Origin of the sequence: Terrisphaera buseokensis (assembly GCF_047521145.2) — a bacterium.
Classification (GTDB): Bacteria; Verrucomicrobiota; Verrucomicrobiia; order Opitutales; family Opitutaceae; genus ER46.
On sequence record NZ_CM134186.1, the window covers coordinates 3,307,880 to 3,323,711 of the forward strand.

Below are 15,832 nucleotides of genomic sequence, written 5' to 3' on the forward strand. Positions count from 1 at the left end.
ATGATCACGCTCGAAAACAATGCCCCGCTTGGCGCGCAGTTCGTCGACGCGAACGACCGGAGCAAGGCCCGGCGCTTGGAGCGGCCGTATCCGTCGCTGGTGGTGGACGCGCGCATGTTGTTCGCGTCCGGGATCGGCCGGTACCTGCGGGAAATCATTTCACGCTGGCCCGCCCCGGAGGAGGGCACGGAAGCCTATGTCCATAACACTCCGGAGCAGCGGGAGTGGCTGAAGCACGCACGTCCGGGATCGGAGTTCATCGCCACGGACGCCTCGATTTACAGCCTCGGCGAACAATTTCTACCGGCAGGCCTACCGTCGTCCGCGGTGTACTGGGTGCCGCACTACAACCTGCCGTGGCGCTGTCCGGCGCGGCTCGTCGCCACGGTGCATGACGCCGCGCCGCTGGTGTTGAAGGAGGCGTTTCCCCGGGTAACACAGCGACTGGCGGCGCATTTCTATTTCGGGATCGTCCGGCGGAAGGCGCGGCGGATCCTGGCGGTGTCGCAGTTTACCGCCCATGAACTCGTCCGGCATGCGGGTGTGCGGCGCGATCGCATCGAAGTCGTCGCGAACGGCGTGAGTGACGACTGGCTTGGTGCAAGCACCGCCCACGCGCGTGACGCGCAGCGGCTGCTTTTCGTCGGGAATCTCAAGGCGCACAAGAATCTCGGCCGGCTGCTCGATGCGATCGAGATCGTGCGCGCGCGGACGCGGCGTCCGGTTACGCTGGACGTGATTGGCCAGGCTGGCGGGTTTCGTGCGGGCCTCGAGGCCAGGACCGAGGCGCGTCTGCGCACGACCCCGTGGATCCGCCTCCACGGCAAGGTGAACGACGCCCAGCTGCGCGAGATCTACGCCAGCGCTGGTGCGTTGGTGTTTCCATCCCTCTATGAAGGGTTCGGGCTGCCCATGTTGGAGGCGATGGCCGCGGGCTGTCCGGTGATCTCCTCGCAGGCCGGTGCGTTGCCGGAAATCGGGGGCGACGATCACCGCGACGGCGGCGGCGTGGTCTATTTTGATCCGCGCGATCCCGGCCGGATGGCTGAACGGTTCGAGTATTTCTGGCGACTGCCTCCGGCCGAGCACGTCCGCATGGCTGACTGGGGCCGGCGGCGCGCCGCGCTTTTCTCGTGGAACCTCACAGCCCGTGCGACGCAGGGCGTGCTGCGGGAGGAACTCGCGCGCGCCCGGGCTGAAGCCACGGCACCGTAACGGCAGCGACGATACAAACGAACACGCACTGACTATCACCATGAGTTTCTCGCGCTCCGCTCACGATTCGACCCAAACCGGCACTCCGACTCCGTTCGCGGCCAAGGACCACGGGATTGCGCTCGCGCATCATTGGATGGAGTTCTTTCGCGGCGGAGAGGCCGTGCTCGATGAATTTGGCCGGATCTTCCCCACGGCGCCGATCTTCATCCTGGTCTTCAACGAAAAGAACCTTCCGCCCTCGCTCCTCGATCATCCGATTCACGCGAGTGTGTTGCAGCGTTGGCCGTGGGTGAAGGCGCGATTTCGAAATCTCCTGCCGTTCTTTCCCGAGCTGGTCCGCAGCATGCGCCTGCCCAAGGAAACCCGTTTCGTGCTCACCAGCGACGCGAGCATGATGAAGGGCATCTCGATTCCGAAGCAGGCGATTCACGTCTGCTACTGCCATTCGCCGCCCCGTTATCTCTGGGGACTCGAGGACTCGTATCTGGAATCGTCTTCGCATGGGAATCGGCTGGGACGCTGGCTTTTTTCCGCGGCGCTGCCGCGCTTGCGGCGGTTTGACCGGCGCGTGGCGCAGCGGGTGGATCGCTTCATCGCCAATTCCCGCTGCGTGCAGGCGCGCATTCGCCGCCACTACGGTCGCGAGTCCGTCGTCATTCACCCGCCGGTGAATGTGGAGCGCTTCGATCCAACGCGCCCCCGGGAGGATTTCTATTTGGTGGTGTCGGCACTGGTGCCGTACAAGCGGGTCGATTTGGCGGTGGCAGCATGCACTCAACTTCGTCGCCGGTTGATCGTGATCGGGGCCGGGCCGGAGGAGGCGGATTTGAAGCGCCGCGCGGCGCCGAACGTCACCTTCCTCGGCTGGCAGTCCGATCGCGTGGTGCAGGATCACTTCGAACGCTGCCGGGCACTGCTGTTTCCCGGCATCGAGGACTTCGGCATCACACCGTGCGAAGCGCAGGCGGCCGGTGCGCCGGTGATTGCCTTTGCCGAAGGCGGAGCGACCGAGACCGTGAAGTCGGGCGTGACCGGGCTGTTCTTCGAGGCGCAGACGGTCGATTCGATGGTCAAGGTGATGAAGCGCTTCGAGTCGATGCCGACGTTCTCACCGCTGGCGTGCCGGGCCAACGTCGATCATCTCGGCGCTGCCCGCTTCCGGCAGGAGGTGCAGGCGTATCTTGAAACCGAGTACCCGGGTTTCTTCGCGGACTATCCGTGGCCGTCCCGCGGATCAGGGGTGGCCCTGACCTGAACCCGCCATGCCCTCTTCGCCCTCGGGTTCTTCCGCGGTGGCCAGCGCCGCGCCCTCGCTGCGGATCTCCCGGTTCGCAACGTGGCGGGCCGGCATTCCGGCGCGCATGAACGGCTGGGGCGCACTCCGGCGACCGGCACTGCTGGCGGTGGCCGTGGGGGTCGTGGGCTGCGCCTGCGCCATCTATCTCAGCTGGCGCAGCACGGGGCGGCTGGCGACGGTGCCATGGATGCCAGAGGCCGTCGGCCGGTGGGCGGATGAGCACGGTCGCTTTCGCAACCTGCCCGCGTACTTTCTCCTGTCGTGCCCGTTTCTCCTCGCCGCGCCGAGGCTGGGAATCCGGGCCTGGTCCGCGCTCGCCCTCGCTGTGTTTGGCGCCGTGCTTGAACTGGCGGAATATTTCGTGCCGGTGCGCATGGTCGAGTGGCAGGACATCGCCTGGAGCTGGGCCGGAGTGGCTGCGGCCTGGGGCGCCATCGAAGCGGGCGGGTGGATTCGGACGCGGCGCCGTGCCCGGAAGATGAATACGTTATCACTGCTTTCCGATCCGGATCGCAAACCGCTCGTGGCCGCCCGCTCCGTATGAAACTTCAAGGAGCTGCAACCGAGCAGGTGGCGGTGGCGCCGCGCCCGAGCAATCGCGCCGGGCCGCTGAAGGTACTCATCGTCGTCGAGCCGGGACTCGACGGGGTGTTCCGTCATGTGGAAGGCCTGGTGCAGTATTTTCTGCAGAAGGGAAACCGCGTGCACCTCGCGTACTCGTCGTGCCGCAGTGGCGCGGCGATGCAGCAACTGGTGGAGCGGGTTCGGCGCGCGGGCGGTGAGGTCCGTGATCTGCGCGTATCGAACATTCCGCAGCCCGGCGACGTGCTCGCCTTTCTGCGCTTGGCGGCGCTGGTGCGAAGGGTGCGGCCGGATGTCATTCACGCGCACAGTTCGAAGGCCGGGGCGCTCGCGCGCGGTGTCGCGAAATTGTTCCGGCATCCGCGCTGCTTTTACACCCCGCACGCCTACTACGGCATGGCCAAGCCGCCGTGGTTCCGGGTGCGGTTCTTCAATCAGATCGAACGGATTCTCGGGCAGTGGGGCCATACCATTGCGATTTCCCAGGATGAAGCGAACTTCGCGCTGCGGACGCTCCGGATTCCGCGCGAACGCCTGGTCGTGATCCACAACCCCGTCGACACGGCGCGTTTCAAACCCGCGACCGCGGAGGAGAAGCGCGCGGCGCGGGCTCGCTTTGGAATTCCCGCGGACGCCATCGTCCTCGCGACGATCGGACGGATGTGCTGGCAGAAGGATCCCGAGACCGCGTATCAGGCGGTGGCGCCACTGTGCGCGGAGAATCCGCGGCTGATGTTCCTGCATCTTGGATGGGGGAAGTGGAAGAGTTACCTGCTGGGGCTCGCGGCCCGGCTCGGCTACGGGTCGCAGGTGCGGATCCTCGATTACGTCGACGACCCGCGGAGTTTCTATCACGCGGTCGATGGCGTCCTCGTCTCGTCGCGTTACGAGGCGGGCTGGCCGCTTGTATTTCTGGAGGCGATGGCCTGCAACCTCCCCGTGATCGCGTCGACGTGCCCTGGCATGTCCGACCTTGGACGCGCGGGACTCTCGCATGTCTGGACGTATCCGCCGGAGAATGTCGCCGCGTGCACGGCCCAGACCCGGCACTGGCTCGAGGCCGTGACACGCGAACTCACCGACAGCAATCATCGCCGTTTCGCGATCGAGCGCCTCTCGCCCGAACGCTGCTACGGTGCCGTCTACGATCTTTACCGCAGCAGTTCGGTGCGGACGCGGGTGACGCCGCTGTCCTAGCACGTACTCCGTCGCGCTGCCGTTTGCATCCAAGAAGTTTCATGTACGCAGATTCAACCTCCTACGAATCGTCCGGGCGCTGGGCGGACTTCCTGCAACGCCACGGCCCGACCTGGCTGTGCGCCGCGGCCGGTTTTCTCTCTGCCTTCACCGTTTCGGTGGTGGGACAGATGCCCGTGGGAGAGATCATTCTGGTCGCGCTGTTTCCGTGGGTGATGATCAAGGCATATTTTCGCCGCGGTTGGGCGGGACGAATCCAGCAACTCGGCTGGTACCGGCTGCTCCTCACCCTGGCGGCAGTGACCGTGCTGGGCTATGTGGTCAGTGACGTGTTTCGCGCCACGCCCTATGAGAATCTGATCCGGGGTTGGGCGCGGGTGGGTTTCCTGGTCGTCGACCTCGTCGCGATTGCGCACCTGATCGACTTTTCCTGGTCGCGGCTGTGGGCGTTCATCCTCGCCCTCTCCGTTGGAGGCGTGGTGAACGCGATGATTGACGGACCGCTCTACGGTGAATGGTGGAAGTTTGGTTTCGGCTACTGTGTCAGCGCCATCGTGCTGTTCTCGGTCGCCGGTCGGGGTGCGTTCCTGCAGGTCACCGTCGCACTGGTGCTGGGCCTCGCCAATCTCGCGCTGGGGGCGCGGAGTCTCGGGGCCACCTGCCTGCTGACGGCGGGCTTGTTCGGTTTGGCTTACGTGCGCGGCATCTGGCGCCCGCTGGCGCTGCTCGGTTCGATCGCCGTCACCAGCGCGCTGCTCGTGGCCGCCAATCTGCTCTTCCTCGAGGATCAGGATCATGCAGGCTCCAACATCGAGCGGCAGAGCATGATCGAGACGGCAACGGAGGTCTTTGTGGAGTCGCCGCTGGTGGGGCAGGGGTCGTGGTTCACGGCCACCAGCTCGATCCGCCGGCTCGAGGAACGCCGGCGCGCGCTGGAGTCATCGTTTCGCGGATACACCGAGGAGGAGGCGCGCAAGCTGGCCATTCACTCGCAGGTGCTCGTCGCCCTGGCCGAGGGTGGAATTCTCGGCGGGGCGTTTTTTATCGGTCTCGGGGTGCTCGTGCTGAAGACGCTGCGGACGCTGACGCGGATCGCGGTGCCGCACCGGGCGTTCGTGCTCTATCTCGTGCTGGCCGGAGGCTGGAATCTGCTGATGAGTCCGTTCTCCGGCGTGGCGCGCGTTGAGATCGTGCTGCTGGTGTGCGCGTGCCTCCTTGTCATTTTGCAGCGGCAGGAAGAACTCGCGGAGGACTTCCGTGAGTAAGCGCCTGTTGTTCACCGGCGTCAGCACGATGCGGGACCACGCGGGCCAGCATAAACTTTATTTCATCGCCGATGCACTCGGCCGGCGTGGAGTCCCGGTCAGCGTGCTCGTTCCCGATCGGGATGAGAATCGCGCGTTTCTCGCGGACAAGCCGCACGTCGACTCCCACTTTTACATGCCGGGCAATGTGGCTTCTGACTTGCGGAGCAAGGCGCGGATGCTCGCGCGTAATGAGTGGTCGGCGGTGTGGGTCGTGGGCGTCGGGTTGCGCAGTCTCACCCTGCGCGGGTGGTGGGCGCCGGGCGTGCCGATCGTGAAGGACTTCGATGAGTTTCCTTCCATGATCGAGAGCTTCGGTCCGATGCGGCGGGCATATTTGCGCTGGATCGAACGGCGGATGATTCGACAGGCCGAAGGGTTCACCTGCGCCTCGGCGTTTCTCGAGGCGACCGTGCGCCGGCACCGGCCGCGATTGCGGCAGCGCGTCCTGCGGCTGCCGGTCGCGATCAGCGCGGACGAGCACCAGGTTCGACCGGAGCTCGTCGCGCGACTGCAAACGGCTGCGGGCGGCCGGTCCGTGTTGGTCTACGTGGGTTCGCTCAACCGGTTCTACGAGGATCAAATCGATGAGATTCTGCGCCTGGCGTCCGTCCTCCGGCGTCGTGGCTCGCATGCGATCATTCGGATTCTCGGTGGTGGACCCGATGCGGATTACTTCAAAACCAAGTCGGTGCAGGCTGATGTGGCGTCGGTGGTGGAGTGGGCCGGCCACGTGGATCGGGCCGACCTGGCGTCGCACATGGACGCCGCGCACGTCCTGATTTTTCCTTTTCCGGCGACCCCGTTCAACGTGTCGCGCTGTCCGACGAAGGCGTTTCACTATGCGGCGGCCAACCGCCCCGTCGTCACCAACCGCACGGGCGAGGTGGCGGCGCTCTTCGGCGAGGCCGCGCTGTATTACCCCGAGCATGACGTCGAGGCGCTGGCTGATCGGTGCGAGGAGGCCTTGCGCCGGAGCGCCCGGACCGGACCCGGGCGGGCCTTGCACGAACTCACGTGGGATGCGCGCGCCGAGACGCTGCGGGCGTGGCTCGATGTTCAAGGTTGGCTGCCGCTGCGGGCGGCGCCGCGCGTGACAGCGATGGCCGGAACGCGATAACCGAGTGCGGCGCGACCGAATCAGCCTTTGCGCACCATGCCGCGGGCGAAGCCGGCGAGCGCACGCGCGGTTTCCAAGGGGGCCAGCAGGGAGCGAAACGCGGCAAACTGTGCCTGGCTGGCGGTGCGCAATCGCGGCAGGGCGAGCGTGACGCCGTAGAGTCCGATCCACTGCGCAGAAGTCATCGCGACCGCGGCGCCGATGGCGCCGAAACGCGGAATCAACAGCACGGCGAGCCCGAGTTGCACCAAGGCGACCGTGGCAACGCAGGGCAATTCGAGCGCCACCTGGCCGCGACTCACCCAGAATTGCGCGCGCGCCACCGCGGGAAACACGGCGGCGCCTGACCAGAAAACGATCACCAGCACGATGGCGGAAGGCGCATAGGCCGCGCCAAAGAGCCAGGGAATGAGGAAGGGTGCGGTGAGCGTGACCGCAACGGCCGCGGCGACGCCGACAAAGAGACTCGCGTTCGCGTACAGTTGCACCGCGCGTGCACAGCGGTCCGGGTCGGTGCGTTGCAGGGCAACGATGCGCGGCAGAAACACCGCCGCGACGATGGTTGAGATTGACCACCAGATATCCGTGATCCGCAGGGCGGCGCTCAGATAGCCGGCCTCCGTTTCGACGCGGGCCAGGTTGTGCACCAGCACCACCATGAGGCGCTCGGCGGTGGAGTTCAGCACCACCATCAGGATGATCGGGCGTCCCTCGGAGAACCAGGCCCGCAGCTGGGCGAAGTCGAATGAGAAGGCGAGTTCGTGACAATGCAGGCGGCGGAGCAGGCCGCACACCGCCGCATAGGTGACGATCCACTCGATCAGCGCGAGGATCGCGAAGGCGACCACCGATGCGTGGCTGAACACTAGGGTGATGCGACCGGCGAGCGACGCGAGCCACACGACGTTGCGCGTCCAGACCAGCGGTCGCGTCCAGCCCGCGCTCTCGAACCAGATTTCGCAGGCGAAGAACGCCTGGGGGAAGGCCATCCAGATTACGATCAGCGTGAGCTTCTGCGTGAGCGCGTCATCGACCAGATGTCCGACGGCCGCGGTCAGGGCCAATGCGACGCCGAGCGCCAGCACGAGGCCGAGCACGATGCTGGTGCCGATGATCGCTCCGGCCTGCTGCGGGCGCGCCGCGAGATCGCGGCGGATCATGCGGTCGAAGCCCAGCATCACGGCTTCCTTGGCCAGCGTGGCGAGTCCGATGGCCGCGCCATAACGGCCGTAGTTCTCCGGACCGAGATGCCGCGCGATCAGAATGCCGATGCCCAGTCCGCCCACGGCCTTCAGGCCACGCTCGGCCACGAGCCAGAAGACGTTGTGCGCCGCCTTGGGGCGCTCGATTGCCGCCGGCGCGGACGGTGCGATGGGCGCGGTGGCGGTCATGGCGCGACGGAAAGGCTTTCGGCCGGGACCGATGGCGGGCCTTCGTCCACCGTCGGCAGGACAGAGCGGTACCACGGCAGGAGGTGGGACAGATGGTGCTCCAGCGTGAGCGGGGCGTCCCAGTAATCAGAATACGCGCGCGCGCCCAGCCGCGAGGCCGTCGCATCGTCGCCCAGTTTCTGCAGCTGTGCGGCGAGATCGTCGGCGGAATTGTGGGCGAAGAGAAAACCGTTGCGGTCGTGGTGCACGAACTCCTCCGCCGCCGTTCCACGCGACGCCACCACCGGCAGTCCGCGCGCCAGTGCCTCGGCTGCAGACAGACCGAAGGTCTCGCGATAAACGGAGGGAAAAACAAACGCGCGCGCCTCGGCGAGCTCGGCCAGCACGCCGTCGGGCGACAGCCAGCCCGTGAAGCGCGCGGTCGGACACAGCCGGCGCAACTCCGGCTCGAGCGGACCCGTGCCGCAGAACACCACCGGCAGATTCAGCCGCGCGGCGGCGGCGGCGAGGAGCTGCGGCCCCTTGTAGCTTTCGAGCCGGCCGGTGAAGACGAGATTGCGCTGACGCGCGACGGCGACGGGTTCCTGTCGATCCACCGCGACAACATTCGGCACGACGGTGATGCGGGCCCCCGGCGGCAAGTCGCGGCGCGCCAGGGTTGCGCACGTCTGCGACACGGCCGCGTACGCGGAGAGACGGCGCGGCAAGCGGGCGATCCGATTTTGAATCCACGTGCGCAGGACGCGCCACGCCTTGTGGGCTGGCCGGCGTGAGTCGCAATTGCACGCGAGGCAGGATGCGCTGAGCGCGCGCCGTTCGCACGGTTCCGCGCGCGGAAAGACGAAGTAGGCGCCATTCGGGCAGGTGATGAAGTAGTCGTGCAGCGAGAGCACGGTGACGAAGCCCAGTCCCAGCGCGGCATCGAGCACGGACGCGGAGAGCGCGCTGGAATACAGGTGGGCGTGCACGATCGTGTTTCGCCGATCCATCCCCGCGAGGACAAGCCGCAGTCGTTTCGCTGCGGAAAAATTCCAGAGCCCGACCAACGCCGCGCGGGGCGACTGTTGCTGCTGGCGAATCCAGCCGGTGCCGAGGCATTCGACCGTCAACCCGGACACGCCGACGAGCGCGGGATCGATCGGGCCGAAGCCGGTGAAGAGCGTGACGCGATGTCCGGCCGCAGCCAGCGCCCGCGCGCTGTCGAACGCGATGCGATCGGCTCCGCCGCGGATGCAGGCGGCATCATTGAGGATAACGACGTTCACGATGGTACCGGCGCGAGCCGCTCGGGTGCTGGTCGGCGCGTTTCCAAGGCGCGCATCGCCGCGACGACCGCGCTCGGAGCGATCAGTTGCAGACAGTCGTTCTGGGCGCGCGAGCAGTGCCAGCCGCAGTGAAAACACGGCAAAGGATGCGAGAGCCATCGCTGCCGTTCGCTCCGCGACCATGGCGCGAAATCACCGAACTGGCCGCCGCCCAAAAGCGCGACCAGCGGCACGTCGAACGCCGCAGCCAGATGCGCGGCGAGCGTGTCCACGCTGAGCACGAGACTCGCTGCGGAGATTGCTCCGGCCAACTCAGCCACGCTGCCGGATCGCACGCTGACGCGGGTTCCAGCCGGGGCGAGCGCGAGGATGCGCGCGGCCAGGGATTCGGCGCGGGCGCATTGATCGGGTCCGACCCAGAGTTCCCACGCGCGAGGCTCGGCTGAAAATGCTGAAACGACGTCCGTCCAGAAGCGGTCGGGCACGTCCTTGATGGGTGCGGAGCTGAACGGCGCGATCGTCAAGCGAGGCGTGACGTTGCCCGCTGCGGTAACGAGGTCGGGCAACAGGGAGCGCGGATCGGCGGGAGCCTGGTTGGCAGCGCCGAGAATCCAGTGATGGCGTTGCACTTCGTGTGGCACCGCGCCAAGCGGGCCGGGAAACATACGCCACGTGAGCGCGTGGCGATTCTTTGCGGCCACAGCGCGCAGCATGAAATCGCGGATGGGATCGGGGGCGTGCCTCAGGCAGTAAAGTGATTCAGCGCGATACACCGCGAGGAGCCGGATCAGGCTCAACGTGCGACTGAGTCGGGCGCGCCACCCGCGGGGTTCGAAGGCCAGCGACTCCACGGCGCAGGGCAGCGGCCGCCACGCACGCAGGGGACTGCTTTCCCGACTCGCCCAGACGACGGGGGTGCCGCCGCGTGCCTCGGTGGCGGCCACCAGGCGACGGATGCTCGGCTCGGCCAGCAGCCAGTCACCGAGTCGATCCACCTTGTAGATGATGACATCCACCCGGCGGGTCCGACCCAGCGCCGCGGCGCCAAGCTGTGCGGCGATCACGACGCCCTGCAGCATCCGCCACGCGAGCGCCTTCGAGGTCGACGAGTGAATCGGGCCGCGCGTCATCGGGCCGGTGAACGCTCCCGGCAGTGCCCGGCGCTTGCGCGGGGACGCGAGGGTACTTTCTCCGGCGAAGTGGTGATGGGAGGCGACGTGCTCACGGCGCGATGGACAGGAGAAATGGATTCCCGTTGCCCATTTTGTGCCAACCGCGCGTGAAGCTTCGCCACCGGGCGCGGGCGTGCCTCAACCCGCTCAGTGGCACCGCGATGGTGCTATTCTCATCGCCGGCCTGCCCTCGGACGCGGCGATCCGGCCCGTTCCCGGCCGCCGGATCGGTCGCGGACCGCTCAATAGACCATGATATTGTCGATGTACCAGGTATGCCGGCCGCTCGCGAGGGCGTCGCCGTCGACGTAGAAGAAGAGCGCGTTCAGCTTGTCGCGATTGAACTGCCCCAAGTTGACTTCAACCGTGCGATAGCCGCCGGGTGCCCGGAGGGGCAGCGCCGTCACGCCAGCGTCACCGTTGGCGCGATTGCCGCCGTTGAACCAGTCCACGTACAAACGAGCTCCGATGTCGGACACCGGATTGTCCGCGTCTTCCTTGAGGCGAAAACTGAGCGTTGAATACTGGCTGAGGTCGAGGGTCTGCGGGAAGTCGAGTTTGACGTGATTGTCCCAGCGGATGCCCGGATCGTCGTGGTAGGTCCACCGCAGGGCCTGCGTGCCAGCGTCGATGTTCGCGCGCTCCGTCTGGAGCACGGAGCGGGCGCCGCTGTTCCAGTTGGAACCGCCGAACTCCTCGAAGTCGTCGAGCATGCCGTTCGACGCCGTGACGGCGGTGATGTTGTCGATGAAGACCACGTGGCTGCCCGGGACCAGCACGGCGCCGTCCACGTAGAAATTGAGCGCCGTGACCCGGTCGCGGGGAAAGTCGCGCAGATCGATCACGATGGAGCGGTACGAGCTTTCGTTGCTGAGCGGAATCTTGCCGACGCCGAAGCCATCGCCGACGCCGACGCCATTGTTGTGCCACGCGAAGTACAGGGGCTTGCCGATGTTCGAGAGCGGATTCGATGCGCTCTCCTTGAAGCGTAGTTCGATCCGTGATACCGCGCTCCAGTCCTGCGCTGAGGGCAGGTTGAATTGAAAATTATTGATCCAGCGATCGCTGCCGTTGACGCCGAACTCCACCTTCAGCGCGCCGCCGCCCGTATCCACATCGGAGGTCGTCCGCGTCGTGGTGGCACCGGCGTTGCCGAACCAGCCGGAAATGCCCGCCTCGAAGTCGGACACCGTGGTGCGGCTCTCGCCGAAGTACACGGTCGCGCTGCGCGCGGCGGAGGCGGCGTAGGCCGCGTCGGAGGCCAGGGTCACCGTGAGAGCCTTGCGTCCGATCGCCGAAAGATTCTGCGGCCACACGGCCACGCTGGCCTCCGTGGCACCGGCCGGAATTGAAACCGTTCCGGACAGCGGGGCAAAGTCGAGGCCGCTGATCGCGGTGCCGGAGAGGGTGTAGTTCACGGTCAGCGGCGTGCTCGTGCTGCCGGTGCGGGTGGCGGTGATCCGGCCCGCCTGGCCCGTGGTGGCGATCGCCTTGGCGACCGTCGCGGAGAGTGAAACCACCGGTCCGGAGTTTGCCATCGACTCGGGCGCGACGAACACGCCGGGAGTGAGTTCAAGCACCACGACCTCGTCCGGGACGTCGACGCGAATCGTGGCGACGTTGCCGTAGGTGGCTTTCGCGGTCGTCGAGTCCAGTCGATACAGCGCTGCCGACGTCAGCGGAACGTTGAACGTCAGGTCGACGGGCACGGTCGGGTTGGCGAGATCGCGTCGCGCCGCCAAATCGTAGCTCGGCACTTCGTGCCAGAGCAGCAGGTACACCTTGCCGTTGCTCTTCTGCAGCAGCACGTGATGGACGTTCGCGTTGCCGCCGGTGATCGCGTAGTCGAGCAGCCCGGGATTGAACGCATCCCCGGCGTTCCACGTTCTCCTGCTGGCATCCCAGGTCGAGTCGCGCAGCAGGGAAATCAGGGTTTTGAGCGCATGGTAAGCGGGCTTGGGTTCGAACGCGGCGCTCACCAGACCGAAGTTGTACACGCCCACCGTGTCCGTCATTTCGAAGATGAACGTCCGGATGACGCCAAGGCGGAAGTACTCGGCGTAGATGCGGGGAACGTATTTCGCGGCAGCGGCGTTCGAGATGTCGCCGGTGGCCGTGCCCGAGCGGTAGCCCGTTTCCGTGGCCACGATCCGCAGCGTGGGACCGCCGGGCGTCGCCATCATCTGCGCGGCGGGAATGGCGAACGACGTCAGGAAATTCCCCGTTGGCATCTCCTGCGCGGGATAGCTGTGCATCGAAATGAAGTCGGCGGCGACGGAGCGCAGGTAGCGCGAGTTCGCGGGATTGGCCATGGCGGGCGAGAAGACCGCCTTCGGATTTGTGATCGGATCGGCGAGCATCGCGGCGGCCAGATCCTGCTGAAACGCGAGCGTGGCGGGATAGGTCTGGCTGGCCCAGTTGTCACGAAAACCCCGATACGAATGCGGCCCGACCACGTCGGGTTCGTTCAGACCCTCGATCGACTCGAACATCGGCTCCTTCATGAGGTCGCGAAACTGGACCGGAGTGAAATCCGTGGAATCGCAGACGAGGTTGACGCGCGCGCCGTAGTTCGTGTGCAGGCTGGCCAGACGCGCCTGGAGTGTCGGCATGACGCCGGGCTTCACGTTGCTCCGGAAATGACGGATGCCGGACTGGCCGACTACGGCCTCGTTGTAGACCGACGCCGCCACGTCGATGTGCGTGTTGATTCCGATCGAATCAATGAAGTCGTCCGCGCGCCGCGGGATTTCGAGGGCGTTCGCGGAACCCGCGGCGACGAGTGCGAGCGTCGCCGCGAGGAGCATTTTTTGTTGTACGGTGGTTTGCATTAAATAATGCCGACGCAATCGGTGCCGCGTCGGGATCGTTCAACGAAAGACCCTCCGTCGGTCGGGCTTTTACAGGAATGTTTCCAACGGTCCGATTCCGCTCGTGCAATTCGCCGGAGGCCGGTCTTTCCCAGCGACAAGGCAACCATCGGTCGTGCAGGTTGCAGCGTGCACTTTGCGGCGGGCGCAGCTCCGATTCCGTTCGCCGTGATCCCATTCACGCCGTGAATTCCCGGTAAATCTCTCCAGCGATTTCAAGTCCGCTCAGTTTCGCCCGACGGCGTCCGATGAACCGAACATGGCTCGTTTCCTCACTGCCCGGTTGGCCGCATGGGCGCTGGCTTTGCCGTTTACCGGCTGGGCCGCGGGCGGCTGGGCCGATCTCAAACCCGGGATGACGCGGGAGGAGATTTCGATCGCTCTGGGATCGGAGTTGATGGCGAGCAAGGGCCGCGGCTTTGAAGTGGCCGTGTACGATCGCCGCGCCGAGGTGGTGTTTCTCAACGGCCAGGTGGTCGCGTGGACCGCGCCGAAATCGCTGGTGGCGCCGCCGTCTCCGGCCAACGCGTTTCAGTTCGATCAGGTCACGCGCGTGCGTGTGACGCCTGGATCGTTGGTGCGTCCGGTCGATTCGCGCGCCGTCCCGCCGCGGCGGAACTTGATTCTGCCTGCCTACCGTTTGTGAGCTGAAGGCGGGCGAGGTGCACTCGGGCGTTCGCGCTGACGTGGCGGTGTCACGCGACGAAACGTCCACGCCACGAACCGGCTCTGCTTTTGTCCGTGCGCGAGCGTAACCGTGCGAACGTCGGTCGCGCGGGCGGCGGTCAGCGCGCGCAGGATCAGCGGCAGCGTTTCGCGTTTTGACACCAGGGTGGAAAACCAATGCACCGCGCCGGCGTGCGCGACGCTCTCGGCGATCATCCGACGGATGAACGCGGCCTCGCCGCCGGGGCACCACAGTTCGTGGCTCTGACCACCGAAGTTGAGCGGCGGTGATGCGACTGCGGCAGGCCGGCCGAGATTTCGCTGTTTGCGCTGCGTGCCCGTCGCAGCCGCGGCGGCAGACGCGTGGAACGGCGGGTTGCACAGCGTAAGCGCAAAGCTTTCGCCCGGTGTGATGACGCCTGCGAAGATGGCCAGGGGATTGGTCTGGCGCCGGCACTCGATGCGAGCGGCCAGCACCGGATTCGCTGCGACAATCGCCCGGGCCGACTCCAGGGCGCGCACATCGATGTCACTCGCGACGAAACTCCAGTCGTAGGCGTGCACGCCAATGATCGGATAGACGACGCTCGCGCCGGTGCCGATATCGAGAACCCGGATACGGTCGCCGCACGGAATCGTGCCGCCGGCTCCGGCGAGCAGATCGGCGAGATGATGCACGTAGTCGGCGCGGCCGGGAATGGCGGGGCAGAGGTAGCCGGGCGGGAGCACCCAGGACGACACCCCGTAATGCAGTTGCAGGAGCGCGCGGTTGAGCGCTGTGACCGCCGTCGGATCGGCGAAGTCGATGGAGTCGTCGCCGAAGCCCGTCGGTCGCACGTGGCGTGCGAGCTCCGGGCTGCGCTGGATGAGCTGCGGGAAATCGTACCGCCCCTGATGCTGATTGCGCGGATGCATGCCGGGGCAAACGGTGAGTCGCGACGGAGTCGGGCGATTCAGGGCGTCACATCGCCGGTGATACGCGTCGCGTCGGCCGGCGCCGCGCCGGTCTCACGCAGGGCGGGATCGAGCCCTACGCGTTCGTCGAAGACGAAGCACTCGCCGTGGTAGTGTTCGCCGCCGCACTGCGCGAAGTAGTTGAGGATCCCGCCGTCCAGTTGAAACACTTCGCGAAAGCCCTCCTGCTGCATGAACGGTCCGGCCTTTTCGCAGCGAATGCCGCCGGTGCAGAACATCACGATGGGTTGTTCCTTCAATTCCGGCGGCAGCCGGCGCACGGCGGCCGGGAAGTCCCGGAAGCGCGCGATGCCCGCCGGCAGCGCGCCCCGGAAGGTGCCGAGCGCCACCTCGTAGTCGTTGCGCGTGTCGAGCAGCGTGACGGGTCTCCCTTCATCAAGCCATTCCTTCAGGCGTTGCGGTGAGAGTTTGGGCGAGGGCTTGCGCGCCGGATCGATCCCCGGCACGCCAAACGCGATGATCTCCCGCTTGATCTTCACGCGCATGTGGCCGAACGGCTGCGCGTGGCTCGCGCTGTCCTTGATCACGAGATCGTCGAGCCCGGGCACCGTGTGCAGCCGCGCGACAAATGCCGCTACGTCGTCGTCTCGTCCGGCGACGAACACGTTGATTCCCTCCGGGCTCAGCAGCACGGTGCCCTTGAGGTGCAAGGCGTCGGCCGAGGTCAGCACGCGCGTGCGCAAGGCCGGGAGATCCGCGAGCGGGGTGAATTTATAGGCGGAGATGTTGCGGAACGCGGCCATGAGTCGATGCGAAGGCCGAGTCTCGAACGCTC

Annotated in this window: 13 protein-coding genes; 7 read left to right on the top strand and 6 right to left on the bottom strand. The window is 66.3% G+C overall.

All coding sequences use genetic code 11. The annotated features are described in order from the left end of the window. The 6 genes from ACLJEU_RS12335 to ACLJEU_RS12360 are packed head-to-tail and all read left to right on the top strand — an operon-like array spanning position 1 to position 6,718. Positions 1–1,215, top strand: a complete 1,215-nt coding sequence (locus ACLJEU_RS12335) for a glycosyltransferase family 4 protein (RefSeq protein ID WP_414663043.1) — start codon at positions 1–3, stop codon at positions 1,213–1,215. Positions 1,216–1,255: 40 nt separating this feature from the next. Further along, positions 1,256–2,473, top strand: coding sequence for a glycosyltransferase (locus ACLJEU_RS12340; RefSeq protein ID WP_414663044.1), 1,218 nt, complete (start codon positions 1,256–1,258; stop codon positions 2,471–2,473). A gap of 7 nt (positions 2,474–2,480) precedes the next feature. Next, positions 2,481–3,059, top strand: coding sequence for a hypothetical protein (locus ACLJEU_RS12345; protein ID WP_414663045.1), 579 nt, complete (start codon positions 2,481–2,483; stop codon positions 3,057–3,059). Then, positions 3,056–4,294 (top strand): glycosyltransferase, encoded by a 1,239-nt coding sequence (locus ACLJEU_RS12350; RefSeq protein WP_414663046.1) that lies wholly within the window; start codon positions 3,056–3,058, stop codon positions 4,292–4,294. The genes ACLJEU_RS12345 and ACLJEU_RS12350 overlap by 4 nt, the downstream gene beginning before the upstream one ends. Before the next feature lie 41 nt (positions 4,295–4,335). Further along, positions 4,336–5,559: a hypothetical protein gene (locus tag ACLJEU_RS12355; RefSeq protein ID WP_414663047.1), complete on the top strand. Its 1,224-nt coding sequence runs from the start codon at positions 4,336–4,338 to the stop codon at positions 5,557–5,559. Then, complete coding sequence (locus ACLJEU_RS12360) at positions 5,552–6,718, top strand: glycosyltransferase family 4 protein (RefSeq protein ID WP_414663048.1); 1,167 nt, start codon at positions 5,552–5,554, stop codon at positions 6,716–6,718. Before ACLJEU_RS12355 ends, ACLJEU_RS12360 begins: the two co-directional genes overlap by 8 nt. Before the next feature lie 20 nt (positions 6,719–6,738). On the opposite strand, the gene ACLJEU_RS12365 is transcribed toward ACLJEU_RS12360, so the two are convergent. From ACLJEU_RS12365 to ACLJEU_RS12380, 4 genes are all read right to left on the bottom strand, one after another. Continuing rightward, positions 6,739–8,109: a flippase gene (locus tag ACLJEU_RS12365; protein WP_414663049.1), complete on the bottom strand. Its 1,371-nt coding sequence runs from the start codon at positions 8,107–8,109 to the stop codon at positions 6,739–6,741. Further along, positions 8,106–9,374 (bottom strand): glycosyltransferase, encoded by a 1,269-nt coding sequence (locus ACLJEU_RS12370; RefSeq protein WP_414663050.1) that lies wholly within the window; start codon positions 9,372–9,374, stop codon positions 8,106–8,108. The genes ACLJEU_RS12365 and ACLJEU_RS12370 overlap by 4 nt, the downstream gene beginning before the upstream one ends. Continuing rightward, the gene (locus ACLJEU_RS12375; RefSeq protein WP_414663051.1) at positions 9,371–10,504 is read right to left on the bottom strand and encodes a glycosyltransferase family 9 protein; all 1,134 of its coding nucleotides are present in this window, start codon (positions 10,502–10,504) and stop codon (positions 9,371–9,373) included. The genes ACLJEU_RS12370 and ACLJEU_RS12375 overlap by 4 nt, the downstream gene beginning before the upstream one ends. Before the next feature lie 284 nt (positions 10,505–10,788). Continuing rightward, positions 10,789–13,377 (bottom strand): hypothetical protein, encoded by a 2,589-nt coding sequence (locus tag ACLJEU_RS12380; RefSeq protein WP_414663052.1) that lies wholly within the window; start codon positions 13,375–13,377, stop codon positions 10,789–10,791. Between the two features lie 298 nt (positions 13,378–13,675). Between ACLJEU_RS12380 and ACLJEU_RS12385 the strand changes: the two genes are divergently transcribed. Then, entirely contained in the window at positions 13,676–14,062 is a 387-nt protein-coding gene (locus ACLJEU_RS12385) for a hypothetical protein (protein ID WP_414663053.1), read from the top strand. Here ACLJEU_RS12385 and rlmF read toward each other — a convergent pair. Together rlmF and trhO are read right to left on the bottom strand one after the other, a co-directional pair. Then, positions 14,050–14,997, bottom strand: a complete 948-nt coding sequence (rlmF, locus tag ACLJEU_RS12390; protein WP_414663054.1) for a 23S rRNA (adenine(1618)-N(6))-methyltransferase RlmF — start codon at positions 14,995–14,997, stop codon at positions 14,050–14,052. The genes ACLJEU_RS12385 and rlmF overlap by 13 nt on opposite strands. A 38-nt stretch (positions 14,998–15,035) precedes the next feature. Further along, positions 15,036–15,800, bottom strand: a complete 765-nt coding sequence (trhO, locus tag ACLJEU_RS12395) for an oxygen-dependent tRNA uridine(34) hydroxylase TrhO (RefSeq protein ID WP_414663055.1) — start codon at positions 15,798–15,800, stop codon at positions 15,036–15,038. Positions 15,801–15,832 lie beyond the last annotated feature (32 nt).